20 protein-coding genes are annotated in these 26,826 nt (G+C 44.7%); 15 read left to right on the plus strand and 5 right to left on the minus strand.

Annotated elements, in window-relative coordinates; all coding sequences use genetic code 11:
• Positions 1 to 221 precede the first annotated feature (221 nt).
• Complete coding sequence (locus ACHZC4_RS04270; protein WP_394752582.1) at positions 222 to 806, plus strand: Uma2 family endonuclease; 585 nt, start codon at positions 222 to 224, stop codon at positions 804 to 806.
• Here ACHZC4_RS04270 and ACHZC4_RS04275 read toward each other — a convergent pair.
• Positions 799 to 1,797, minus strand: a complete 999-nt coding sequence (locus ACHZC4_RS04275; RefSeq protein WP_394752583.1) for an acyltransferase family protein — start codon at positions 1,795 to 1,797, stop codon at positions 799 to 801. The genes ACHZC4_RS04270 and ACHZC4_RS04275 overlap by 8 nt on opposite strands.
• A 78-nt stretch (positions 1,798 to 1,875) precedes the next feature.
• Positions 1,876 to 4,896 carry a calcium-binding protein gene (locus tag ACHZC4_RS04280; protein WP_394752584.1) on the minus strand — a complete coding sequence of 1,007 codons (3,021 nt, stop codon included), beginning with the start codon at positions 4,894 to 4,896 and terminating at the stop codon, positions 1,876 to 1,878.
• Between the two features lie 298 nt (positions 4,897 to 5,194).
• Between ACHZC4_RS04280 and ACHZC4_RS04285 the strand changes: the two genes are divergently transcribed.
• Positions 5,195 to 6,022 (plus strand): S1 RNA-binding domain-containing protein, encoded by an 828-nt coding sequence (locus tag ACHZC4_RS04285; protein WP_394752585.1) that lies wholly within the window; start codon positions 5,195 to 5,197, stop codon positions 6,020 to 6,022.
• Positions 6,023 to 6,066: 44 nt separating this feature from the next.
• Here the strand turns inward: ACHZC4_RS04285 and ACHZC4_RS04290 are convergent, their stop codons facing one another.
• Complete coding sequence (locus ACHZC4_RS04290; RefSeq protein ID WP_394752586.1) at positions 6,067 to 6,462, minus strand: VOC family protein; 396 nt, start codon at positions 6,460 to 6,462, stop codon at positions 6,067 to 6,069.
• A 73-nt stretch (positions 6,463 to 6,535) separates the two neighbouring features.
• Positions 6,536 to 7,039: a peroxiredoxin gene (locus ACHZC4_RS04295; RefSeq protein ID WP_394752587.1), complete on the minus strand. Its 504-nt coding sequence runs from the start codon at positions 7,037 to 7,039 to the stop codon at positions 6,536 to 6,538.
• Positions 7,040 to 7,261: 222 nt separating this feature from the next.
• Here ACHZC4_RS04295 and ACHZC4_RS04300 point away from each other — a divergent pair, with 222 nt between their 5' ends.
• The 7 genes from ACHZC4_RS04300 (at position 7,262) to ACHZC4_RS04330 (ending at position 13,161) form a co-directional block, all read left to right on the plus strand.
• Positions 7,262 to 7,423 (plus strand): DUF1674 domain-containing protein, encoded by a 162-nt coding sequence (locus ACHZC4_RS04300; protein ID WP_394752588.1) that lies wholly within the window; start codon positions 7,262 to 7,264, stop codon positions 7,421 to 7,423.
• 23 nt (positions 7,424 to 7,446) lie between these two features.
• The gene (gene sdhC / locus ACHZC4_RS04305) at positions 7,447 to 7,821 is read left to right on the plus strand and encodes a succinate dehydrogenase, cytochrome b556 subunit (RefSeq protein WP_394752589.1); all 375 of its coding nucleotides are present in this window, start codon (positions 7,447 to 7,449) and stop codon (positions 7,819 to 7,821) included.
• A 7-nt stretch (positions 7,822 to 7,828) separates the two neighbouring features.
• Positions 7,829 to 8,209 (plus strand): succinate dehydrogenase, hydrophobic membrane anchor protein, encoded by a 381-nt coding sequence (sdhD, locus tag ACHZC4_RS04310; RefSeq protein ID WP_394752590.1) that lies wholly within the window; start codon positions 7,829 to 7,831, stop codon positions 8,207 to 8,209.
• A 2-nt stretch (positions 8,210 to 8,211) separates the two neighbouring features.
• Positions 8,212 to 9,996: a succinate dehydrogenase flavoprotein subunit gene (gene sdhA / locus ACHZC4_RS04315; RefSeq protein ID WP_394752591.1), complete on the plus strand. Its 1,785-nt coding sequence runs from the start codon at positions 8,212 to 8,214 to the stop codon at positions 9,994 to 9,996.
• A complete protein-coding gene (locus ACHZC4_RS04320; RefSeq protein WP_394752592.1) occupies positions 9,996 to 10,781 on the plus strand; it encodes a succinate dehydrogenase iron-sulfur subunit in 786 nt (261 codons plus the stop codon). Before sdhA ends, ACHZC4_RS04320 begins: the two co-directional genes overlap by 1 nt.
• On the plus strand, positions 10,781 to 11,014 hold the full coding sequence (locus tag ACHZC4_RS04325) for a succinate dehydrogenase assembly factor 2 (RefSeq protein ID WP_394752593.1): 234 nt from the start codon (positions 10,781 to 10,783) through the stop codon (positions 11,012 to 11,014). The genes ACHZC4_RS04320 and ACHZC4_RS04325 overlap by 1 nt, the downstream gene beginning before the upstream one ends.
• Before the next feature lie 149 nt (positions 11,015 to 11,163).
• Positions 11,164 to 13,161, plus strand: a complete 1,998-nt coding sequence (locus tag ACHZC4_RS04330; RefSeq protein ID WP_394752594.1) for an LTA synthase family protein — start codon at positions 11,164 to 11,166, stop codon at positions 13,159 to 13,161.
• Between the two features lie 56 nt (positions 13,162 to 13,217).
• Here ACHZC4_RS04330 and ACHZC4_RS04335 read toward each other — a convergent pair whose 3' ends face one another.
• Complete coding sequence (locus tag ACHZC4_RS04335; RefSeq protein ID WP_394752595.1) at positions 13,218 to 13,916, minus strand: metallophosphoesterase; 699 nt, start codon at positions 13,914 to 13,916, stop codon at positions 13,218 to 13,220.
• Positions 13,917 to 14,356: 440 nt separating this feature from the next.
• On the opposite strand from ACHZC4_RS04335, the gene fusA reads away from it, so the two are divergent.
• The 6 genes from fusA to ACHZC4_RS04365 all read left to right on the plus strand — a co-directional run bounded on the left by fusA (position 14,357) and on the right by ACHZC4_RS04365 (position 26,638).
• On the plus strand, positions 14,357 to 16,441 hold the full coding sequence (gene fusA, locus ACHZC4_RS04340) for an elongation factor G (protein WP_394752596.1): 2,085 nt from the start codon (positions 14,357 to 14,359) through the stop codon (positions 16,439 to 16,441).
• Between the two features lie 153 nt (positions 16,442 to 16,594).
• A complete protein-coding gene (locus tag ACHZC4_RS04345) occupies positions 16,595 to 18,175 on the plus strand; it encodes a peptide chain release factor 3 (protein WP_394752602.1) in 1,581 nt (526 codons plus the stop codon).
• Between the two features lie 345 nt (positions 18,176 to 18,520).
• A complete protein-coding gene (aceE, locus tag ACHZC4_RS04350; RefSeq protein WP_394752597.1) occupies positions 18,521 to 21,199 on the plus strand; it encodes a pyruvate dehydrogenase (acetyl-transferring), homodimeric type in 2,679 nt (892 codons plus the stop codon).
• Between the two features lie 15 nt (positions 21,200 to 21,214).
• Positions 21,215 to 22,507: a dihydrolipoyllysine-residue acetyltransferase gene (gene aceF / locus ACHZC4_RS04355; protein WP_394752598.1), complete on the plus strand. Its 1,293-nt coding sequence runs from the start codon at positions 21,215 to 21,217 to the stop codon at positions 22,505 to 22,507.
• 12 nt (positions 22,508 to 22,519) lie between these two features.
• Positions 22,520 to 23,962, plus strand: coding sequence for a dihydrolipoyl dehydrogenase (lpdA, locus tag ACHZC4_RS04360; protein ID WP_394752599.1), 1,443 nt, complete (start codon positions 22,520 to 22,522; stop codon positions 23,960 to 23,962).
• Positions 23,963 to 24,028: 66 nt separating this feature from the next.
• Positions 24,029 to 26,638 carry a glycosyltransferase gene (locus ACHZC4_RS04365; protein WP_394752600.1) on the plus strand — a complete coding sequence of 870 codons (2,610 nt, stop codon included), beginning with the start codon at positions 24,029 to 24,031 and terminating at the stop codon, positions 26,636 to 26,638.
• Positions 26,639 to 26,826 lie beyond the last annotated feature (188 nt).

The raw sequence follows: 26,826 nt of genomic DNA on the forward strand, positions 1-26,826 counted from the left end.
TACTAAGGAACATGCACGAATTAACTTGGCCAAGTTCATGCTTCGACAAGCATGAACGGAAGCGATGTTTAAGTTGTTCAACTTATTTCATGCACGTTCCTAAGCTTAGGCAGGTACATGTACTTTTAGATTTAAAATACAAAAGACTTCATCATTCAGCTAATAAACCGGAGAATAACGTCATGGCCTTACCATCCAAATTTAAATCTGAAGGCATTTGCATGACCGAAGCACAATATCTGGCGAGTGAGCCGCATTCTGAGATAAGGCGTGAATATATTGATGGCTACGCTTATGCAATGGCTGGGGCAACAAGAAATCATATCAGCATATCGGCAAATGTTCTCGGTGAATTGAGAAATCATCTGAAAGGCACACCTTGTGAGGCAGTGCAATCTGACTTGAGGGTAAAAGTGTCAAAAGATTATGTCTACCCTGATGTGTTGGTTGATTGTAATAACACCAATAAGGATGGCTTGACGGATGCTCCAGTGATTATTGTTGAGGTATTATCCAAATCGACTAGAAAGCGTGACCTTACAACAAAACTTATCCAGTATATTAATTTACCTTCTTTATTGGAATATGTATTGATAGAGCAAGATATTGTTCGGGTGCAAGTGCTTCGTAAAAAAAATGATTGGAAACCGGAAGAATACAGTTTGGGTGATTCCATTACCCTTGATTCTATTGAATTAACGCTGGCTATTGAAGATATTTATGAGCGTGTTGATAATAATGAGATAAATGAATTCAGACAAGAGCAGTTGGCTCTGTCCGCTCTGACTCCTTTGAATATCAACTGATGTTAGGCACTTTCAAGAAGATTTTTCTAACGGGTACAAATAATAATTTTTCAGTTATTGAGCTTAGCAGTTTTGAAGCCAGCGCAGTAGTTATCAGCACGGATAATAGTAGTAATATTAACAGCGTAGTCCACGGACCTAAAATACTTATGGTATCAACTAAGCCAATTGCCTTGATGGATAAAATAAAAAATCCGTGCCACATATAAACATACAAGGTACGCTCACCATACCCTGATATTTTTAATGCTGTATTAGGTATCAGCGCAATAACGGCAATGCCCACCAGAAAAGAAAATCCATACATAAAAAGGCGAATAAAGCCCGCATACCATTGCTCAACACCTAAAGCCGAATAGGACAAACTCCCATAAAACCAGCGTGCGTCAATATTATTAAAATAATTTAATAATGCACCAGCTAACAAAATAATGGCTGTAAAAAACAGCCAATGATACTTTTGCAAGTGCTGAAAAAACACCGGTTTGAGTGTATATCCCAATACAAAAAAAGGAAAAAAAGTGAGTGTTCTGGACAGCCCCAGAAAATAACCTATTTGTGTGGAATAACCCGCGGCCACGGCAATAATCAAGCTTAAAATCACCGGAAATCTAAACCACGAAATAATCGGTAAGCCTAATTTCCAGATAAATAAGCTCCACAAGAACCACAGTAGCCAGTAAGGTTGAAGGTTAAGCGAGTAATGACTTAAGCTACCAAAACGTGCGACTTCCAGCACTTCATACATAAGCTCAAATATCAGCAGTGGAATAAGCAGTGATGAGACTTGTTTGAAAAGGTCTTTACTGGATATATCAGCTTTAGCCAACATGCCAGAAATTAGCACAAACATAGGGATATGAAAGCTGTAAATCAGCAGGTACAAGTTATGCAGGATGGTGCTATTGTGCGTTAGCTCAAGACAATGCCCAAACACTACCAAAAACATTAAGGTAATTTTAGCGTTATCAATTAAATAATGTCGTTGCACCTGTATTAACTCGCGGGGTTTGGTACATGGGGTGTGTACCAAACTTTACCTTGAAAAGCGGATTTTGTCGCAGCAAATTTATGCGATATGAATTGCGTTACCTGAAAAACCGCCGGTTGACAGGCTGTTAGCACCCGATACACCCACTAAAGTAATCAGTGTGTCGGTTGAACCGCTATCCTGAAACACCCACATATCAGAGCCCGCCTGAAAAGCCACAATAGCGTTATCGGTAATGTTTTGTTTAAGGTATTCAATGGCATTGCTCAAGTTATTGGTAGAGATGGGCAAGGTACTCACAAAAGAATCCGTATCATCAAATTTGATAATGCCGTTGTCAATCTTATGGCTTTTTATGGTGCCTGCATCTTCACCGTCTATGGCCGCTGAAGTGGCTGCAATTTTAATACTGCCAGCCAAATCCAGGGTGTCATAAAATAGGGCAAACTTAATGATTTTGTCAGCTTCAGTAACACTGGCAATGCTATCGCCAGCGGCAAAGCGCACGACATCTTTATCCGCTTTCGATTCGGTTAAATCTAAGGTATCTGCACCCTTGCCACCAATTAAGGTGTCCGCGCCGTCTTTACCCAGGAGTGTATCAGCACCACCAAGCCCCGTCAGCATATTGCTTGCTGAGTTACCTGTTAATACGTTATTGCCGCCAGTACCTGTGCCATCAATAGCGATAGTCCCCATCAAGGTCAGGTTTTCTATATTGTTTTTAAGGTCAGCTGACGACAGGGAAAAAGTATTTTGAATTTCAATGGTATCCGTGCCTTCGCCTGTTAATTCTTTAATAATATCGCCATCATTGGATAGACGATAAGTATCATCGCCGACACCGCCCATTAAGGTATCTACGCCACCCGCACCATCAAGAATATCATTACCGGCCAGCCCTTTTAAGATATTAACGCTGTCATTGCCGCGAATTTCGTTATTATTGAGGTTACCTGTGCCATTAATAGCTGTGCTGCCGGTCAGTGACAAGTTTTCGAAATTGACCAATTTGGATATATCGAAAGTAATTTCACTTTGTACGGTATCGATCCAGCCGTCCTTAATTTCTTTTTTGTTGTTCAGCTCATTATTGACTTCATTCAGCTTATCCGTGGTGCTATCGACTACATAAGTATCATTGCCTAGGCCGCCCTCCAAGCTATCAATACCGTTACCGCCATCTAGTACATTGGTGCCTTTGTTGCCAATCAAGGTATTATCGGTTTCCCGTCCGGTTACATTAAGATTGCTGCTGCCGGTGAGCCGGGCATTTTCAATGTCCACCCAATTGCCCTGAGTACCCAAGTCCAGATTGATTTTATCCGATTGAACCCAGTCATTGCCTTGTCCAGCAACTTCCTTAATAATTTCATCTAGATCATCAACCAAAAAGGTATCGTCGCCATAACCGCCTTCAAAGCGGTCATCACCTGAACCACCATCCAGAAAATCATCACCATAACCGCCTTTAAGGATGTTATTCGTACCATCACCAATAATGCGGTTATTGAGATTGTTACCGTCACCTTCTTTTAAATTGCCCAGTATTTTCAAGTTCTCTACGCCAGCAGGGAGAACATACGTATCGGTAGGCGTAGAACCCGCGCCTTTAAATTCGACGGTATCAACGCCTTCAAGCGGTGCATTTTCGATAACCTTATCTTCCACCGAATCAATACGGTAAAGATCGCTGCCCGTACCGCCAGTCAGCTTGTCGATTCCGGTGGCTTTAAGCGTATCAGCCTTAAGTTCGAAGTCTTTGGAATAAAAACCATCCAATATATCGTCGCCTGCACCCCCTTCCAGGATATTGGCAAACTGGTTGCCTATAATGAGATTATTACCCGTGGTTCCGATGGCTTTTGCTGCACCGGCGCTATCGAGCAGATCAATGTCTTCAACGCCTGTGGCTTGGCCAGACAAGTTAAAACTAACCCTGGAAGCGACAAGATCAACCCCCGCGCCGCCATTAACGATATCAGTACCTTTGCCCACAAAAATAACATCATCGCCATCCCCTGCCATAATAGTGTCATTGCCTGCGCCACCGTCCAATATGTCATCCAGCGAGCTTCCTTGCAGGCGATTATTGAGTGCATTTCCGGTCAGCCAGGCAACCTCATAATGCACCTGGTTGGGATTAAACATATAGGTCTGGTCATCCAGTACGCCGTTTTCAATATTGGTGGGCAAGAAGACATTAAAGTTATAAGCGGTAGTGCCGGAATCAGGTGGATCAAGTTCTTTACCGGTATCATCTTTATCATCATCACGGCCATCGTCTTTAAAATCGCGGATGAAATAGACGGTGTCGGTACCTCCGGCGGGTTTTTCAATAAGCGTGTCCTTCATGCCGTCAAAGGTCATCACGTAATTATCGTTGCCTGCGCCGCCTTGTAAGGTGTCAAAGCCATAACCGGAAAATAAAGTGTCATTGCCAGCGCCCGAGATAATAGTATCGGAGCCAAAGCCGCCTTCCAGCCATGAGTTTAATTTAGCATTGCTATTGGTTACGGTTATTTTATCGTCGCCTGTTCCGCCATACACGGTGCCTTGGTTGTTTACGTTGAAAACATCGTTACCATCATTGCCCCACATGGTGTCGTAACCGCCATAAAAGGTATCACCACCCAGCCCCCCAATCATCTCATCCTGTTCAGTACTCACCTTACCGTAACTGGTTTTATCGGTGCTGTTGCTGTCCGCTAAAATATCCGCACCATCGCCGCCTTCCAGTAAATCAGAACCTGCACCGCCATATAAAGTATCGTTTTCTACGCCACCAAACAGGTAATCGTTGCCAGTGCCGCCATTAAGTGTGTCAAAACCTGAGCCGCCATACATAACATCGTTACCGGCATCGCCGTAGAGTGTATCGATGCCAATACCGCCATCCAGCACATCATTGCCATCATTGCCGTTAAGGGTGTCATTGCCTGCGCCACCAGCGATTAGGTCATTGCCTGCACCACCTAACAGCTTATCATCACCTTTGCCGCCATCCAGAGTATCGTTGCCTGCGAGCGCATCAATATTATCGTTGCCACTGGTGCCTAGCCAGGTATTGGCAGTGTTGGTCAATTTTTTAACGGCCATAGTTTTTTCCTTGTTAATTTAATAATGTGTAGGGAGAGCTTTTGCGGTAACAGGGTTATTTTGTTGGCTTTTTATAAAAATTAACCCGTCAAAAAGCCTTCCTATAGCTTAGTCTATAATTTTGCATTCAATTGGGTACGGGGCATTTCCATGGATAATAATCAGGCGGGAATTATCTTTGGTAATAAAACCCATTTTGCTATCGCTACACTTGATGAGAACTGTGTTATTTTAATCGGTACGGGCAGGTAACCCATTTCAAAGTTGCCACACTATTATTCCTATCAGCTGAGTTTCTATGATACATATCGGTAAAATTAATACACTGAACATTGTTAAACCCCAAGATGGCGATGCCTGTCTTGATGGCGGCACATTTGGCAACATACCATTGGCGGACAAACAATTGCCCGAAAACTGCCAAACCGGCGATACACTAGCGGTATTTGTCTATCTGGATTCGGAAGGCGAGCTGACAGCCACACGCAAAATACCACTAGCACAGGTGGATGATATTGCCTGGCTCAAAGTGGTATCACTTAACTATGTAGGGGTATTTTTAAATTGGGGCTTACCCAAAGATTTACTGGTTCCGTTTAGTGAGCAACATCATGAAATGGAAGTGGGGAAGTTTTATCTGGTTAAAGTATTTCTTGATGATAAAAACCGTATTGCCGCCACTACCAAAATTGACCGTTTTATCACTGATGAGTCGGTCGATTTTGAAGTGGGTCAAAAAGTGTCCTTGCTCATAGCGGATAAAACCGACTTGGGTTTTAAAGCTATTGTCAATAATACGCATTGGGGTATGCTCTACGAAAATGAGTTGTTTCAGCCACTCAGAAAAGGCCAGAAACTAGACGGCTACATTAAACACATACGCGAAGATCATAAAATTGATTTGGTACTTGACCAACCTGGCTACGGGAAGGTGCTGTCGTTAACCGATAGTATTTTAAACAAGCTAAAACAAAATAACGGCGTGTTAATGCTCAGTGATAAAAGCCCGCCCGATGCTATTTATGCGGTATTTGGAGTCAGTAAAAAAGTATTTAAACAAGCGATTGGCGCGTTGTATAAGCAGCAGTTAATTACGATTGAAAAAACGGGGATTAAATTGGTTTGATAGGAATCAGCCCAATAAACAAATCCCAATTTTCATGCGGATTTTTACTTCTGTGCGCTGTGCTCAGGAAAATTTAATTCAATTCTAATGCCCACAGGATCAATAATAAACACCTGAGTCATAGCAGGCGCATTACGCTGTTCCAATCGATATTGAATACTTTTGTCTGTCAATACCTTTAAAGTGGCATCGACATCAGCACAGGTTAATGCAATATGGTGAAAATGGTTTTCACCACTCACGTCGGTATCTGTGCCGATGACCGATAAATGAATCAGTGCTACATCATTATGCGCTGAATACAGCCATGCGCCATTGCGTGTTGAAGGTGCGCGGTAACCCGGAGTTAACCCCAGTATCTGCCCATAAAAATCAATTTGCGGGGCAAGTTGTTCTTCGGTTAGAACAATATTGATGTGATTAATACCTAAAACTTTCATAAAAACGGCGACACCTGCGACGGCAATAACGATTGGCTGTAAAAACAGTGGGGAGATTTTTGGGTTTCGGGCATTATTCCGCGCTATCTGCTGGGGCTTCTTGCTCTGGATTAGATAAGCTTTTTATAAAGTCCAATACTTCCTGTGCATGGCCCTCATGGTTTACCGCGTTATTAACATACACCAAAACCCCATTTTTATCGATAACAAAAGTAGAGCGCATAATGGCCATACTTTTAACGCCATTTTTTTCTCTTTCGCGCCACACACCATAACTTTCGCACAAATCGCCTGAAGTATCGGCAAGCAATTGTACTTTTAAGCCATATTTGTTGATAAAATCGACATGACTTGAGCAAGAATCTTTGCTGACACCAATAACAACCGTATCTAAAGCGGAAAATTCATCGGCAAGTGCAGTGAAATCATTGGCTTCAATAGTACATCCTGGCGTGTCATCCTTAGGGTAAAAATACAGGACAATATTTTTTTCACCGGCATAATCAGTCAAACTGACCAGTTGGTTATTTTGATTTTTGGACCGAAACATGGGGGCGTTTTGTTGTACTTCCAACATAAAAGACTCCTGATGATGTATTATTTATTTGAAAAGTTGCGCGGCAATCTTAAACAGACGCACAAGGCATGATAATCAGCTGTTAGGGGAAAGTCCAGTGATTAACTGATGACAAAAAAAGCCTAAATGAAAGCTACGAAGCAAATCAGGAAAGGGCTATAATCGGGAAACTTAATTTTTACAACATGATCCTATGGGTCGCTAAGCTGGAAATCAGCGCTTATGGAAAAAGAAAGTCCTGCCAAAACTCTACCTATCGATCTGCCAGACTCCCTACCTGACGATGGCGAACACCCGCCTCTACAGGAAATCGGCGGGGTTAAAGGCCCGGAACCAACGCGTTATGGCGACTGGGAAAAAAACGGCCGTTGTGTCGATTTTTAATCATTAACACGGATATATTCTCTATGGCTAATCCTCGTCCTACATCACCGCATTTACAAATATACAAATTGCCACTTTCAGGGCTTAATTCCATCAGCCACCGCATTACCGGGGTTTTCTTGTCGGTAGGTTTGATAGGTGTCGTATATATTTTATGGGCTATTTCCGGCGGAATAACAGCCTACCAAAATCTACAGACTGTGATGAATCTGGGCGTGGTGCAAGTGTTGTACTGGGGATTTATTTATGCACTGTTTTTTCATTTATGCCATGGTGTTCGGCATTTGCTTTGGGATATGGTTAAAGGCTTTGAGCGCGATACCCTTAACCGCTATGCAATACTAGAAATAGTGGTGGCGTTATTACTAACCTTATTCACTTTTGTTATTACAGGTTAATTGAGTTATGGCGATTAAAATAACGCTGGATCAAATTAAATCATTGAGCTTTGCCAAAAAAGGAACGGGGCACTGGTGGCTAGAGCGCATGACTTCTGTATTACTGCTGCCGCTCACTTATTTTATGTTGAAGTTGTTTAGCTTGTGCTTAAACGCGCCTTACCAGCAGACTGTAGACTGGCTTAGTTTTCCGTTAAATACATTAGGCATCATGGCATGGATAATTATTGTTTTTTATCACACGGCACTGGGGTTACAAGTGGTTATTGAAGATTACGTTGCCGAGCAACGCCTTCAAACATTATCCATTTGGGCAAGCAATTTGGTGTTTTTGTTATTGAGTGTTACAGCCTTGGTTGCTGTATTTCGCATTGTCTCGGTAGGGTAACTATGTCATCTGCGTATAAAATTATTGAGCACGAGTATGATGTCGTGGTCGTTGGTGCTGGCGGTGCGGGGTTACGAGCTACTTTCGGCATGGCCGAAAAAGGTCTGAAAACCGCGTGTCTCACCAAAGTATTTCCCACACGTAGCCATACGGTGGCTGCTCAAGGCGGGATTAGTGCGGCATTGGGTAATATGGGCGAGGATGACTGGCGCTTCCACATGTACGATACCGTCAAAGGTTCAGATTGGCTGGGCGATCAGGATGCCATTGAATACATGTGCCGTGAAGCCATACCCGCCATTATTGAGCTGGAACATTACGGTGTGCCATTTTCCAGAACACCGGAAGGCAAGATTTACCAACGGGCGTTTGGCGGTATGTCCACGCATTATGGCAAAGAGCAAGCACGGCGCACCTGTGCTGCGGCAGACAAAACCGGCCATGCCATTTTACATACCCTGTATCAACAGGCGTTAAAGCACAATGCCGAATTTTTTGTTGAATACATCGCGCTGGATTTAATTATGCAGGACGGCGAATGCCGTGGCGTTTTAGCCTGGTGTCTGGATGATGGCTCATTGCATCTGTTTAAATCTCAAATGACAGTTTTAGCAACTGGCGGTTATGGACGCAGTTATTTCTCCTGTACGTCCGCCCATACCGTAACCGGCGATGGCAATGCGATGGTGTTACGTGCTGGCTTGCCATTGCAGGATATGGAATTTGTGCAGTTTCACCCTACCGGCATTTATGGTTCAGGGTGTTTAATTACTGAAGGTGTAAGAGGTGAGGGCGGTTATCTCACCAATTCAGAAGGCGAGCGTTTTATGGAACGCTACGCACCGTCGGCACGCGATCTGGCTTCACGCGACATTGTCAGCCGTGCCATGACCATTGAAATCAATGAAGGCCGTGGCGTAGGAAAGTTGAAAGATCATATCTATCTGCATCTTGAGCATCTCGATCCTGCGATTATTTACGAACGTCTGCCAGGCATTGCCGAAACAGCGCGGATTTTTTCGGGGGTTGATGTGACTAAAGCACCGATCCCTGTCTTGCCTACCGTACATTACAACATGGGTGGCATTCCCACTAATTACAAAAGCGAAGTGGTTACCCTGGAAGACGGTAATCCGGATAAAGTCGTTCCGGGCTTGATGGCCATTGGTGAAGCCGCTTGTGTATCGGTGCATGGCGCTAACCGTTTGGGTTCAAATTCGCTGCTGGATTTGGTGGTGTTTGGCCGTTCTGCTGCCATACGTTGTTCTGAGTTAATCAAATCCGGAGATGCTCACCAACCCTTAGCAGTTGATGCGTGTGATAAGGCTTTAGCCCGGTTTGACAAAATTCGATATGCCAACGGTAGCCGTAATACGTCAGATATTCGATTGGATATGCAAAAAGTCATGCAGAGCAAGGCGGCAGTGTTTAGAACACAAACAACTTTAGATGAGGGTATTCAACAGATGACGGCTATTCATCAGTCTTTTGCCGATGTTAAAGTCACTGATAAATCGATGATCTGGAATACTGACTTGGTTGAAACCCTGGAACTGGATAATCTGCTTGTCCAGTCCCTTGTTACCATCAGCGCGGCGGGTAACCGTAAAGAAAGCCGGGGAGGCCATGCGCGTGAAGATTATACGGGTCGCGATGATGTAAATTGGCTAAAACACACCTTAACCTGGCTAACCGACGACACTGTAAAAATTGATTATCGTCCTGTGCATTTGTACACCTTAACCGATGAAGTTGATGTTATTCCCCCTAAAGAGAGAGTTTACTGATGGCTGAATTCACTTTGCCGAAAAATTCGGTGGTAGGCAAAGGTAAAACCTTTAATGCCTCCCCTACCGCTAAAAATATCCGTCGTTTTGAAATTTACCGTTGGGATCCCGATACTGGCGAAAATCCACGCATAGATATTTATGAGCTGGACATGGATCATTGCGGACCTATGGTGCTGGATGCGATTATCAAAATTAAAAATGAAATCGATAGTACGCTAAGTTTCAGACGTTCTTGCCGCGAAGGTGTGTGTGGCTCTTGTGCCATGAATGTTAACGGCAAAAATACGCTGGCCTGTATTCATGATATGGATTTGTACACGGGGCCAATTAAAATTTATCCGTTGCCGCACATGGCAGTCATCAAAGATTTAATACCGGATATGACACACTTTTACGCTCAGTACGCTTCTATTAAACCCTGGATAGAAAACCAAACGCCGCCACCTGTTGATACTGAACGCCTGCAAAGTAAAGAAGAGCGCGCTAAACTGGATGGTTTGTACGAATGCGTAATGTGCGCGTGTTGCTCTACCAGTTGCCCCAGTTATTGGTGGAACAGTGATAAATACTTAGGCCCTGCGGTATTGTTGCAAGCTTACCGATGGATAGCCGATAGCCGTGATGAAAGCACCGATGCACGCTTAGATGAACTAGAAGACCCGTTTAAGCTTTATCGCTGCCATACCATTATGAATTGTACCGATACATGCCCTAAAAATCTTAATCCCGCTAAAGCCATTGCTGAAATTAAAAAATTAATGGTTCAGAGAAAAATTGATTAGTGTCTGAATTAGCTAAATTAAGATGGCAATGCCGTCGTGGCACCCGAGAACTTGATTTACTGTTAACGCGCTACTTAGAAAATCGTTATGGGCAAGCTACAGATCAGGAAAAAGCCCTTTTTTCTGAATTGTTAAGTTTTGAAGATGATGTTCTTCTGGATGTTTTATTAGGTGGCATTGTTAAGCCACCTCTACACATGGAATCTCTTATTTACTGCATAAGCCATTCTTAAAACCCTCCCTACCAGCTATTGAATTATTTTCTAACTTTCTAAAGTCAGAATGAAACGCAAGCATAGCGGCAACTACTTGCTCTAATTTAAAAAATAATCGTAAAAAATACTATAGTTATGGATAGTTTTTCGTGCTAAGGTCATAAATAGTGTTTTTGCTTAAATTAGAAGAATTGATATGGCGTTACCGCCGCTTACTGATTGTATTTCTTGCGGTTATTGCTATTCAGGTTTTTGAATTCGCTTTTTTGCATTTTAAATACACGCTATTTACCGGTGGCTTTCTTCAGCCGTTTTCTTACCAAACTTTTGTAGAACGCCTAGCATTTATTTTAATATCGCTTTGGTTCGATTTGGCGCTGTATGGCACATTAGCCAGTTTATGGTTTTTTGTGGCGGGCAAATTAAAGCGCCATGGCATCATTATTTACTATTATTTCACCGTACTCATTGTGATTTCGGTGGGTATTTGGTTGGGCCTTCGTTTTAGAGTATTGTCTTACTTTAGCGATACTATTAACTTACAAATTATAAAAAGTTTGGGTGGAGGTAGTTTACAAGAGGCTTTGATGTACGCAGCTAATGAAATAGCTTTGTTTACTGGTGCTATCTGTGCGGTTAGTTTGTGTGTGATTTATAGCTTAAATGCCCTAAGCAAAAATAAATATATACAACAGCTGTCAAAAAAAGAAGGTAGGCATAGCAGATACATTATTGCCTTATTAATAATGATTGTTATCACTCCCGTGATGACCTTTATCGCATCCAATAATGACTTTTACAGATACGGTCTAGAAAAAAAAATATCCTACCAATTAATTACTGATAGCCTGGACAAGCTTTCGGATGTGGATTTTGATGGCTTCGGGATTTTTTCATACCCTCAAGACAAAGTTTCTTTTAACGCGGATATTTATCCAGGCGCTTTGGATATCCCTTATGATGGCATAGATCAAGACGGTTTTTTAGGCGATGCGATTACAACTTCTGTAGAATCAGATTACCTAGCAGATATTACCCCGAAGCCCGGTAAAAATATTGTTTTGATAGTACTGGAAACCGCGCGCTTTGATTTGCTTGAACAACAGATTAATAATCGCTATGTCGCACCAACCCTACGTGCTCTTGCCCAGCAAGGAGCATCAATACCCCATGCTTATAGTCATACCGGTTATACCACCACATCGCTTAAAGCCATTTTTAGGCGGCAGTTAATTAATAGCAAAAGCAAAATTTCCTTGATACCATTTTTGCGCAGGGCAGGGTATCAGTTTTCCATTATTTCCGCACAAGATGAATCCTTCGGAAATGTCGCTGAAGTTGCAGGCATGAAAAACGCTGATGTTGATTATTTTGATGCACGTACAGCGATTAATGACAGGGTTTTTCCAAGTACCGATTCTGGTAGTCTTAGGCTCAGTGAAGAACGCATTGTTGAACAGTTTCAGACACGGGTTCAACACATTGATTTTTCTAAGCCGCAGTTTTTTTATGTCAATATTCAGGCTGGGCATTTTCCGTATGCTTATCCAAACATGGCAACACGGCTGATAAATAATCCTGTTCCGCGTTCGGACATTAATCCGGGTAATAAAGACTGGGTGGCGTTGACATATTGGAACGCCATGGCTAATGCGGATTGGGCGGTTGGAGAAATTGTAAAAATATTGAAAGGTGCGTCAATTTATGCCAATACCACCCTTGTCATTTTAGGTGATCATGGTGAGTCTTTATTTGACGATGGTTTTTTAGGGCATGGCCATGTGATTAACGATTTCCAAACCAAAATTCCTTTGATTATTAATGACCCCAACATTGCTATTGACAATGACCCGGTTGGCCAAACCGATGTGGCGGAATTAATGATTCGTTCGGCACTCGGTGAAAAAGCTGCACCCACCATTAAAAATAAAACAGTGTTTCAATTAGTGGGTAATTTATCGCACCCCATTATGTGCGCACATATTGCTAACAAGGGCGTGCGTACTGTTTTTGATTTCCGATCCGAAATGTTTTATTTCAGTGACTTAAGTGTATGGAAAACTTACCAGGACACGTTGTTAGATGCGCACATTAAAGACCGAGCCATTAATTTGCTTCGGGAGTGGGAATCTTTGCGCTGGCGTGAATTTGTTGAAAATCAGTAATTGCTTCTTGTAGCTTTTCGGCTCTGATATCTGTTCAATAATTTGCTTTGTACATTTTATCCAATATCCATCTCATTACCATTTTTAAGCGTATTGCCCACCAAATTAGCTACTGCTGTATTGGCAACACCATGTACATGAATATTTTTTTTAATCACCGTGGAATAGTTTTCATGTAGATGGCCATGAAAAATGGTTTTTACATTCATGGCTGCCGCTAAGTCACCAATGACATGAAAACCGTGTCGATGTGATCCGGGCGCTTCGTGTGATACTAAAATATCAGCTTTTAAAGCCTTTAGCGCATGAAACTCATCATGCCAAATCGCTGATTTATACTTTAACGACATATCGACATTTTTGGCATTTAGTTTTTGCATACCTAAATAATGGGCTTTATCCTTCCATTTGGGTTGCATGGGTGGATACCAAACGCGCCCTAAAAAAATACCGCCTAAGCCGACAATTTTCACGCCAGCAATTTCAATCACTTTTAAATGCAGGCTTTTATCTGCCAAAGCCGAATGAAACAGATTTTTATATTTGCTCGGCGTTTCAAAATCGTGATTACCCGGAATCCACCAAATTTGGGTGATATCGATAATTTCGTGCAGGCAACTTTCCAAGGGCGTGTCTAGGTCATAATCCCCTAATAGCACCACCGCTTCGGGTTTGTGTTCATGCACAGCTGCAATCAGGGGCTTAAAATTGCCATGCGGATCGCCTGCGAATAAAATTTTGTTATGTGGATTCACTTGACTCTATCTTTTTAACTAACGCCTACACCTAAAAATAATTCCCCGTATTGTTACATATTACTGGCACAACAACACATACCATCCACCTGCCATTTTACGTGTTTATCAGTCGTTGTACACATTCGCTCATTTTAACGTTACTACAACACAAATTGATAGGTTTCCTATATCTTTATATTATTTTAGGTTAGAATAGACGGTTTTCGATGCTGGTCTGTGCGTGTATAGCAATGGTGGCTTTTACGCTATCGCGCTGGCTTTAGTGGGCCGTAAACTCATGTTTCATAAGTCTTATGATTTTAGTCGCTGAAGCTAAAGCGAGTTTTTACCCATAAGGATATGTCTGCGTTGTTTCAGCCCCAGCACGAACTTTTCTGAGTCTTAAGGCCAGAGTAGTCACCAAAAAGTTTTTTATGCCCAACTTTTAGAGTAAACACATGACAGATTTATCGCTATATAGAAACATCGGTATTTTCGCGCACGTCGATGCCGGTAAAACCACCACCACTGAGCGGATTTTAAAGCTCACCGGTAAAATTCATAAAATCGGTGAAGTACATGATGGCGAAACCACCACCGATTTCATGGATCAAGAACGTGAGCGCGGCATTACCATTCAGTCCGCTGCCACCACCTGTTTTTGGAAAGACTACCGTTTTAATATCATCGACACCCCGGGTCACGTTGATTTTACGATCGAAGTTTACCGCTCGCTGAAAGTATTGGACGGCGGTATCGGTGTTTTCTGTGGTTCTGGTGGTGTTGAGCCTCAATCAGAAACCAACTGGCGTTATGCGAATGACTCCGAAGTTGCCCGCGTTATCTATATTAATAAATTAGATCGTATCGGTGCCGATTTCTATCGTGTTATCAAACAAGTTGAAGAAGTATTGGGCGCAGTGCCTGTGGTCATGACTTTGCCTATTGGTACTGAAGACCAGTTCGTCGGCGTGGTGGATTTGTTAACCCGTAAAGCTTGGATATGGGATAACTCTGGCGATCCCATGAATTACCATATTGATGATGTACCGGCTGATATGGTGGCGGACGTTGAAAAATGGCGTGAAAAAATGATTGACCAAGTGTCTGATCAGTTTGATGATGTCATGGAAAAATATTTGGAAGGCGAAGAGCCGGATATTGAAACCATTAAACGTTGTATCCGCAAAGGCACAATTAATCTGGATTTCTTTCCCACCTTCTGCGGTTCTTCTTTCAAGAACAAAGGCGTACAGTTGGTATTGGACGGTGTTATTGATTATTTGCCTAGCCCAACGGATGTTAAACCACAGCCTGAAGTCGATCTGGAAGGTAATCCCACCGGTACGTTTGCTATCGTTGATGCCAGCAAACCATTGCGTGCATTAGCGTTTAAGATTATGGACGACCGTTACGGCGCGTTGACTTTCTTGCGTATTTACTCTGGCAGACTGGAAAAAGGTACTAACGTACTCAATACCTTTACCGGTAAAACCGAGCGTATTGGTCGTATTGTGGAAATGCACGCCGATTCACGTAATGAATTAGACTCTGCACAAGCCGGTGACATTGTTGCGGTATTGGGTATGAAAAATATTCAAACCGGTCATACCTTATGCGATCCTAAATTTCCAGCGACTTTAGAGCCGATGGTATTCCCTGATCCGGTTATCTCGTTGGCGATTTCGCCGAAAGATAAAGCAGCGTCTGAAAAAATGGGGATTGCCTTAGGCAAAATGATTCAGGAAGATCCGTCCTTCCATGTTGAAACTGACGAAGACAGCGGCGAAACCATCCTGAAAGGTATGGGCGAGTTGCATCTTGACATTAAAGTCGACATTTTAAGGCGTACGCACGGTGTAGACGTTATCGTAGGTAAGCCGCAAGTCGCGTACCGTGAAACCATTACTAAATCGGTTGAAGACGAATACACCCACAAGAAACAATCCGGTGGTTCTGGCCAATACGGTAAGATCAACTACAGAATTGAGCCAGGCGAGCCAGGCAGTGGTTTTGTATTTGAGTCGGCGGTTACCGGTGGTAACGTGCCACGCGAATACTGGCCAGCGGTTGAAAAAGGCTTTAAGAGCATGTTGGGCAAAGGCGTTTTGGCCGGTTTCCCGTGTTTGGACTTTAAAGTTGTGTTAACCGACGGTGGCTTCCACGCGGTGGATTCATCAGCGATTGCTTTTGAAATTGCCGCGAAAGCAGCGTTCCGTCAATCGATTCCGAAAGCGGGCCCACAATTGATCGAACCGATCATGAAAGTGGATACCTTTACACCGGATTCGCATGTCGGTGACGTGATCGGCGACCTTAACCGTCGCCGTGGCATGATTAAATCGCAAGATGCCGGTATTACTGGCGTGCGTATTAAATCTGACGTGCCGTTGAGTGAAATGTTCGGTTACATCGGTGATTTGCGTACCATGACTTCAGGTCGTGGCCAATTCTCGATGGAATTCTCACATTATATGCCGTGTCCTAAAAACGTGGCCGATGAAGTGATTAAAGAAGTCACCGAGCGCAACAAAGCCAAGTAAACTTGCCGACACTGAAGCCGAGCAGCCCCCTGTTGCTCGGCTTTGTTTTATCTGACCACTTGCTTTTTGTGCTAGTCAACGATGTTTAATCGTTACTAAACCGGCAAGTCCGTTGTATACACACCGCTCCATTGCTTAGATAACGCCATGTCGATTTCTGAAATAGCCAGTGAACTCAACCAGCGTAGAACCTTCGCTATCATTTCTCACCCTGACGCGGGTAAAACCACACTCACCGAAAAATTGCTGCTGTTTGGCGGCGCTATTCAGTTAGCTGGTTCAGTTAAGGGTCGTAAAGCCGCTCGCCATGCTACCTCCGATTGGATGGAGATGGAAAAAGAGCGCGGTATTTCAGTGACTACCTCAGTGATGCAGTTTGTCCATAACGATTGTATTATCAATCTGTTAGATACGCCTGGCCACGAAGATTTTTCCGAAGATACCTATCGAACACTCACCGCTGTCGATTCCGCCTTAATGGTGATCGACGTGGCCAAAGGCGTAGAAGAACGTACCATTAATTTAATGGAAGTGTGTCGTCTGCGTACCACCCCGATTTTAACCTTCATCAACAAACTCGACCGTGAAGGCCGAGAGCCTATTGAATTAATGGACGAAGTTGAGGAGGTGTTAAAAATAAAATGTGCGCCAATGACCTGGCCGATAGGCATGGGCAAGCGTTTTAAAGGGGTTTATCATTTATACAAAGATGAAATCCATTTGTTCAGCGCCCAGCACGGCGGCAAGATTGCGGCAGCCGAAATCATTAAAGGTTTGCACAATGAAAAACTCGATGCTTTATTAGGCGACCAAGCGCAAGAATTACGCGATGAAATCGATTTAGTCAAAGGTGCTAGCCACGAGTTTAATTTAGACGAATACTTGGCCGGAAAATTATCGCCAGTTTTTTTTGGCTCGGCGATTAATAACTTTGGTATTTTGGAATTACTGGACGCCTTGGCTGAATTTGCCCCGTCGCCACGGCCACGCGAAGCTGAACAACGCAGCGTTGCGCCTGAAGAAGACAAGTTCACCGGCTTTGTGTTTAAAGTGCAGGCCAATATGGATCCGGCGCATCGGGATCGGGTGGCATTTTTGCGGGTGTGTTCCGGCAAGTTTGAAAAAGGCATGAAAATCCATCATGTCCGCTTGGGCAAAACCGTGCAAATCTCCAATGCCATCACCTTTCAGGCCGATACCCGTAAAAGCGTAGAAGAAGCTTTCCCTGGCGATATTATCGGCTTACACAATCACGGTACCATTCAAGTCGGCGACACCTTTACCCAAGGCGAAACGCTCAAATACGGTGGTATCCCGTATTTTGCGCCGGAACTGTTCCGTCGGGTGATTTTAAAAGATCCGCTGCGTGCCAAAGCCCTGCAAAAAGGCTTGATTCAGTTAACCGAAGAAGGCGCAACCCAGCTGTTCAGGCCGTTAAAAAACAATGACCTTATTTTAGGTGCAGTCGGCATTCTACAGTTTGATGTCACGGCTTTCCGGTTAAAAGGTGAATACAACGTCGAATGCGTGTACGATAATGCACCGATTTCTACCGTGCGCTGGGTAACCTCAGACAAACCGCTTAAGCTGGAAGAATTCAGGCGCAAGGCTTTTGAAAATCTTGCCGAAGATGGCGGTGGGCATTTGGTGTATGTTGCCAACAGCCGTGTTAATTTGCAACTCACCCAGGAGCGCTGGCCGGATATTAAGTTCAGTGCAACGCGTGAGTTATGACGGTAGGTTGAGGTGACGCCAGGAACCCCAACACGCGACACACAAACTGTTGGGGTTCGTTGCCTCCCCCAACCTACAGTTGAAATACGCTGTAAATGGATTTCCCTGCTTTTTAGCAGTAGCTATTCGTTAAATCCGTGCCAACCATGTGCTATTGCCGCGCATCACGGCTAAAACTGGTACATTGCGCGGATTGATTTGTATATACTATGCAGTTAATTCAGATTATTTCTGTTTTTTTATTGCCCTAACTTGAAGGTTTGCTGTGTTGGCGCATGACTTATGACGGTCTACAATTACCTGTTTGTCAGCACTAAAGCATAACCCGTTCCGACAGGATTTTACATGAACAACAGTTTAATATCAGAAGTTACCGGACAGAATGACATCGATCCTACGGAAACCAAAGAATGGATTGAGGCACTTCAATCCCTCATCGAGCGAGATGGGAGTGAGCGCGCCCATTTTCTGATTGAGCAACTGGTTGCGGTTACAAGGCACGCTGGATTTGATATTCCTTTCAGTGCCAACACTGCCTATCTCAATACTATTCCTGTCGCCAGACAAGCGCCTTTTCCTGGTGATCAATCGATTGAGCTTAAAATCCGCTCGTATGTGCGCTGGAATGCCATGATGATGGTATTGCGTGCTAACAAACACACCAATGTCGGCGGCCACATTGCCAGTTTTGCCTCAGCTGCAACCTTATATGATGTCGGTTACAACCATTTTTGGCGGGCAACCTCCGAGCAGCACGATTGCGATTTGATCTTTACCCAAGGCCATCTTACTCCGGGTGATTACGCACGTTCTTTTCTACTAGGGCGCTTCACCGAAGAACAAATGGATAACTTCCGCCAAGAAGTTAACGGTAATGGCTTGTCGTCTTACCCGCACCCGTGGCTGATGCCGGACTTCTGGCAGTTCCCGACCGTATCGATGGGTCTTGGCCCTATTATGGCAATTTACCAAGCCCGCTTCATGCGCTACCTGCAAGACCGTGGCTTTGCCGATACTTCCGAGCGTAAAGTCTGGAGCTTTTTAGGCGATGGTGAAACTGACGAGCCTGAATCTTTAGGTGCAATCGGTTTGGCAGGACGTGAAAAACTGGATAACTTGATTTTTGTTGTCAATTGCAATCTACAGCGTTTAGATGGCCCGGTACGCGGTAACGGCAAAATCATTCAAGAACTGGAAAGTGAATTCCGTGGCGCAGGCTGGAATGTTATTAAGCTGGTGTGGGGGCAACGCTGGGACGCGCTGTTAGCCCGTGATAAAGATGGCTTATTAGCCGCGCGGATGATGTCGTGCGTCGATGGCGATTACCAAACCTTTAAAGCCAAAGACGGCGCGTATGTACGCGAGTTTTTCTTTAACACCCCAGAATTAAAAGCCATGGTCGCCGATTGGTCTGACCGTGATATCTGGGAACTAAACCGTGGTGGCCATGACGCGACCAAAGTTTATGCCGCCTTCCATGATGCGGTAAATCATAAAGGACAACCCACGGTTATTCTGGCCAAGACCATTAAAGGTTACGGCATGGGATCATCCGGCGAAGCGACCATGGGAGCTCACCAGGCAAAAAAAATGAGTAACGACTCACTGCGCCATTTCTGTGATCGGTATGATTTACCGGTGAGCGATGAGCAATTGCACGATCTATCGTATCTAACCTTCCCCGAAGGTTCGAAAGAACTGGCCTATATGAACAAGTGCCGTACTGATTTAGGTGGACATTTGCCGGCTAGACGCAGTAAATCGTATGCGTTGGATGTGCCTGTCCTTAACGACTTTAAAAGTTTGTTGGAAGCGACCGGCGAAGGCCGTGAAATCTCCACTACTATGGCATTTGTACGCTTGCTTAATATCCTGACCAAAGACAAAAATATCGGCAAGCGCATTGTGCCGATTGTGCCTGATGAATCCAGAACCTTTGGTATGGAAGGTATGTTTAAGCAGCTCGGTATCTGGTCGCAAGTGGGCCAATTATATACGCCACAAGATGCCGGCCAGCTGATGTTCTACAAAGAAGACAAGAACGGACAGGTGTTGCAGGAAGGCATCAACGAAGCCGGTGGTTTATGTGACTGGATTGCTGCGGGAACCTCGTATTCCACGCACAATGTGCCGATGATTCCGTTCTTTATTTACTACTCCATGTTCGGTTTCCAGCGAGTTGGCGATTTGATCTGGGCTGCGGCTGACCAACGTACCCGTGGCTTTTTAATGGGCGGCACGGCGGGCAGAACAACTCTAAACGGCGAAGGTTTGCAACATGAAGATGGCCACAGCCATCTTATGGCGGCCACCGTACCCAACTGTATGTCCTACGACCCGACTTACGCCTACGAGCTGGCGGTAATCATTCAAGATGGCATGCGCCGTATGTATGTGGAACAGGAAGACGTGTTTTATTACATTACCGTGATGAACGAAAACTACGCCCATCCTGCCATGCCCAAAGGCGTGGAACTGGATATTCTTAAGGGTATGTATTTGTTTCAGACCGGTGGCAAGAAAAAAAGTGTGCGCGTACAACTGTTAGGTTCCGGCACAATTTTCCGCGAAGTGGAAGCGGCGGCTATCATGCTGCGCGATGAGTGGGACGTTGAATCGGATGTGTGGAGTTGCCCAAGCTTTACTGAACTTGCCAGAGATGGCCAAAGCTGTGAACGCTGGAACCGATTACACCCCACCGAACCTACACGAATCTCCCATGTTGCCCGTTGTTTGGATAACGTTAAAAACCCTGTCGTGGTCGCAACGGATTATGTCCGCGCCTATGCCGAACAAGTTCGCGGCCTGATTGCAGCGCCGTATACGGTGTTGGGTACTGATGGTTTTGGCCGTTCGGATACCCGCGAAAATTTGCGTAAGTTTTTCGAGGTGGATCGTTACCATGTCACCATCGCCGCACTGAAAAGCTTGGCCGATATGGGGCAGTTTGATGCCGCTAAAATCGATGTCGCCATTGCAAAATACGGCATTAACCCCGATATAAAAGCGCCTTGGTTGGTTTAAGGGAAGGAACAGACGATGCTGATTGAAATTAAAGTCCCGGATGTGGGCGCACCGCAAGTTGACGTAATTGAAGTGTTGATACAGGCTGGGGATACCGTTGCATTAGACCAATCGATTGCAACACTGGAAGGCGATAAAGCCAGTATGGAGCTGCCGTCCACCGCCAATGGCGTGGTGCAGCAAGTGCATATCAAGCCAGGTGATAAAGTCTCGGAAGGCACGTTGATTGCCACGGTGTTAGTGGAAGAAGCCGCCGCTGCCGTTACAGAATCGGCTCCCGTTAAAGCCCCAGAAGTTCCTGCACCCATTGCACCTCCCCCTCCTAAGCCCGCAGAACCTGCACCGATTACCCCACCTTCAGTAGCCAATATTGCCCCTGCCCAACCCGTGACCAGCGTCAGCAATCCCGCCGTTCATGCTTCGCCGTCGGTAAGGATGTTTGCACGTGAGTTGGGCGTTGATTTGGGCAAGGTGACGGTTGCTACCGGCCGTAAAGGCCGTATTTTAAAAGACGATGTGAAGCTGTTCGTTAAACAAGTATTGGCAGAAGGCGTTGTTAGTACCGGCGGCGCTGGCATACCGAGCATACCCGCTGTTGATTTTTCAGTATTTGGCAACATAGAAGTCCAGAAACTCAGCAAAATTAAACGCCTGACGGGACAGAATCTGACCCGTGTATGGTTAAACCTGCCGATGGTGACTTACCACGACGAAGCTGATATTACCGAGATGGAAGCGTTTCGGGTTGCTTTAAACAGCGAAAAAGCTAAAGACGATATTAAGCTTACCGCGTTATTGTTTATCATCAAGGCTCTGGTGGCGGCGATGAAGCAGTTCCCAAGCTTTAATGCTTCATTGTCTAGTGATGGCGAAAGTATCATCCTTAAACAGTATTTCAATATTGGTATTGCTGTCGATACACCTAATGGCTTGGTTGTGCCGGTATTACGCGATGTCGATACTAAAAGCATCAATCAATTATCTGTGGAACTGGCGGGAAAAAGTGCTAAAGCTCGCTCAGGGAAATTGTTACCCAACGAGATGCAAGGCGGCTGTTTAACCATCTCCAGTTTAGGTGGCATTGGCGGCACCGCGTTTACACCGATTGTAAATGCGCCAGAAGTAGCTATCCTTGGTGTTACTCGTGCCAAAATGCAACCGGTATGGAATGGTAAAGAGTTTATACCGCGCTTAATGCTGCCTTTGGATTTAACTTATGACCACCGTGTGATTGATGGTGCGGAAGGGGCACGGTTTATGGCCGTGGTTAAACAAAATTTAAGCGACATTCGCCGTTTATTACTTTAAGCAGACGCAGATATGGATAACAATTCAACACAAAGTAACGCTGTTATACAGGCAGAAGTTTTGGTATTCGGCGGTGGCCCGGGTGGTTATACCGCTGCATTTCGGGCCGCTGATTTAGGCAAGCAAGTGGTTTTGGTCGAACGTTATCCGGTCATCGGTGGCGTGTGTTTAAACGTTGGCTGTATCCCGTCCAAAGCCTTGTTACACATGGCGCAAGTGATCCATGAAGCCGACGAATTTGCCGAGCGTGGTATTGTGTTTGAAAAACCGACCCTGGATATCGACAAGATTCGGGACTGGAAACAAAACGTCACCAACACCTTAAATGCCGGTTTGGCGGGTTTAGTTAAGCAACGCAAGATTACTTTGGTTCATGGTTTAGGGCAATTTACTTCCGCCAACACGGTAGATGTGCAGACCGAAACCGGTGTTCAAACCATTCAGTTTGAGCAAGCCATTATCGCCGCAGGTTCACAGCCAACCAAAATCCCCAGCTTTCCAAATGATGATCCACGCTTAATGGATTCGACGGGCGCATTGGCACTTAAAGAAATCCCCAAAAACTTGTTGATCGTCGGTGGTGGCATTATCGGTTTGGAAATGGCCACGGTATACCATGCTTTTGGTTCAAAAATTAGCGTGGTGGAGTTGATGGATCAAATCATTCCAGGTTGCGATAAAGATTTGATTACGCCGTTGTTCAGACGCATTAAAAAACAATACGATAATATCTGGCTGGAAACCAAGGTCGCGTCGATAGAGGCGCAAACTGATGGCCTGAAAGTCACTTTTGAAGGCAAGAACGCGCCTGGGCCGCAAGTGTTTGATGGCGTGCTGGTTGCTGTGGGCCGCAGACCCAATGGAAATTTGATTGGCGCAGAACATGCCGGTATTACCGTTAACCCACAAGGTTTTATTCCGGTTGATAAACAGCAACGGACTAATGTTGCACATATTTTTGCTGTCGGCGATATTGTTGGTAATCCGATGCTGGCGCATAAAGCAGCACATGAAGGTAAGGTTGCTGCTGAAGTGGCAGCAGGACACAAAGCCGGTTTTGATGCACTCACTATTCCATCGGTAGCCTATACGGATCCTGAAGTGGCCTGGATGGGTCTAACCGAAAATCAGGCCAAGGAACAAGGCATAGAATACGATAAAGCCGTCTTCCCTTGGGCAGCCAGCGGACGCTCACTCAGTATAGGTCGTAAGGAAGGCTTAACAAAATTACTGTGTGATAAGCAAACAGGCCGCGTATTGGGTGCAGGTATTGTCGGCACTAATGCCGGTGAATTAATTGCCGAAGCAGTATTGGCGCTGGAAATGGGTGCAGATGCCGATGACATCAGTTTAACGATACATCCGCACCCTACGCTGTCAGAAACTTTGGGTTTTGCCGCTGAAATAATCAACGGCACAATTACCGATATTTACGTCAAAAAAGACAAATCCTAACACTTTACACCTTGAGACTTAACCACTGAGACTTTTCTGTTTAACCGAAAGCTCCCGAGTACCCCGATGATAACAAAAATAGCTACGCTACTTACCCTCGTATTACTTGTCGTCATTAATTTCAGCATTTGGAGTTACATTAATAATCCACTGCAATTACAGCCGTGGACCAAAACTACCATGGGTGTCACTTTTGACCCCATGCGTAAAGATGATACCCAAAAAACCAAAACCTTTCATGACCCCGCTGACATTGATGCAGATTTAGCGCTGCTGGCTGACAAAGTCCATGCAGTGCGTACCTATAGCGTACTGAAAGGGCTGAACGAAGTACCTAAACTAGCGGCAAAACACGGTTTAAATATTACCGTGGGTGCCTGGATAGGTGGCGACTTAGAAAAAAATCGTCAGGAAATCGAAACCTTAATTCAAATCAGCCGCGAAGATAACCCAAAAATTGTCCGTATTATGGTCGGCAATGAAGTGTTATTACGCAACGAAATTACCGAAGAACAGCTCATAGATTATATCCGCGAAGTCAAAAAGCGCACTTGGCGGCCGGTCAGTACCTCAGAAACCTGGGACAAATGGCTGGCGCATCCGGAATTGGTTAAAGAAGTTGACTATATTGGCGTACACATATTGCCATACTGGGAAGGCATTGCCGCCGATGATGCAGTGGATTATGTTTTCGACCGCTATCATGCTTTAAAACAAGCATATCCGGATAAACCGATTATTATCACAGAAGTGGGCTGGCCTTCCGACGGCCAACCTTTCAAACATGCAACCGCATCCATAGCCAATCAAGCACGGTTTTTGCGTGAATTTCTTAACCGCGCTGCCAATGAGCATATTGCTTATTATATTATTGAAGCTTTTGATCAGCCTTGGAAAATGTCTGATGAAGGCTCTGCTGGTGCGTATTGGGGAATTTTTAACGCTGATCGCCAGCCTAAATATCCTATGAATGGCGATGTGCTCACCTTACCGGCCTGGAAAAACTGGGCGGTCGGCGCGGCTGTTTTTAGTATTGTACTGATGGGCTTATTTTTATTTACCCGCAGAAACTTAAAGCTGCCTGGCTTGCTGTTTTTTGGTTTAATTGCCAACCTTGCAGCATCAGTTATTTTTTGGACAGTATCGATTGGTGCGCAGCAATACCAAACCAGTATGACTATTGCCTTCTGGGTTTTGCTGGTGTTAATGCAAATGCTGGCAGTCACTATACTTTTGATTGAAAGCCTTGAAATTGCTGAAATTGTTTGGCACAGAAAGACTGCAAGAACCTTTACACCGCTAGCACCCTCGTCTGAATTTAAATACCCGAAAGTATCGTTACATTTGCCAATCCATAACGAGCCACCTAATATGGTGCGCAAAACGTTGGAAGCCTTGAACAAAGTCGATTATCCCAATTTAGAAGTGTTGGTGATGGACAATAACACCAAGGATCCGGCTATTTGGGAACCGGTTAAGGCAGATTGCGAACGTCTTGGCGTTAAGTTCAGGTTTTTCCATCTGGAAAACTGGCCGGGCTTTAAAGCCGGTGCTATCAATCATGCGCTGGAGCAAACCGCCAGTGATGCTGAAATTATCGCCGTTATTGATAGCGATTACATGCTGTCACCTAATTGGCTCAAATGTATGGTGCCTTATTTTGACAATGACAACGTTGGCTTTGTGCAATCGCCACAAGATTACCGTGATCGTGACTTAAGCACTTTCAAATCATTTTGCTACTGGGAATACGCCGGATTTTTTAATATTGGCATGGTGCAACGCAACGAATACAACGCTATTATTCAGCATGGCACTATGACGATGATTCGAAAATCTGCCTTGCAGGAAGTGGGCAAATGGGCGGAATGGTGTATTTGTGAAGACAGCGAACTGGGTGTTCGTTTGTACGAAGCAGGTTATGATTCGGTGTATTGCAAAGATTCGTTTGGCCAAGGGTTAATGCCAGACACTATGTCCGGCTATATGACGCAGCGCTTTCGCTGGGTGTATGGTGCCATGCAAATTATTAAAAGCCATTGGCGCAGCTTTTTACCGACTAAAAAATCACCGTTAACACCGGCGCAGCGATATTACTTTGTTGCCGGATGGTTGCCCTGGTTTTCAGATGCGCTAGCGCTGTTGTTTACCACCACCAGTTTAATTTTAACCGGTGTACTGCTTTACGATCCGCTACACAGCGAATTACCGGTTAATGCCTTTTTATTGCCGACAATTGGTTTGTTCAGCTTTAAAATTATACGCAGCTTATGGCTTTATCAAGCGCGTGTGCCTTGTTCCATTTGGCAATCGCTGGGTGCATCATTGTCTGGGTTATCGTTAACACATACGGTGGCCAGAGGCACGATTCAAGGTTTGTTTACCAATGGCAAGCCGTTTATGCGCACACCCAAATATGAAAAACAGGGCGCGTTAATTGCTGGTTTGTTAACCATCAGGCAAGAGCTATTATTGTTGATATTGCTGGGTACGGCTATCTGGTTTATGGCTACGCTTGAACATTTTGACAACTTAAGCGGACGCTTATGGATAGCGGTGTTATCCGTTCAATCCGTGCCTTATATTGCTACTTTAATTACCTTATTGGTCAGTATTGCACCGGCCTATCGGCAAGGTAAGTCTGATACGTTGGCGGAAGAGTTTGATGATGTATAGCGTTGCTTATGGTGGGTTTTTTATAGTTCTGTAGCAGCGTAGAGATTGGGCTGCAAGCTTTTGGCAGCTCAACATAAAACTGATGGGCTACACATAAGACGGGACACTCAATAAGGCACACCGTTCGGCCTGAGCTTGTCGAAGGGTGTGCGGTGTGCCGCTCATGGTTCGACAAGCTCACCACGAAC

Origin of the sequence: Crenothrix sp., assembly GCF_043729335.1 — a bacterium.
Classification (GTDB): domain Bacteria; phylum Pseudomonadota; class Gammaproteobacteria; order Methylococcales; family Methylomonadaceae; genus Crenothrix.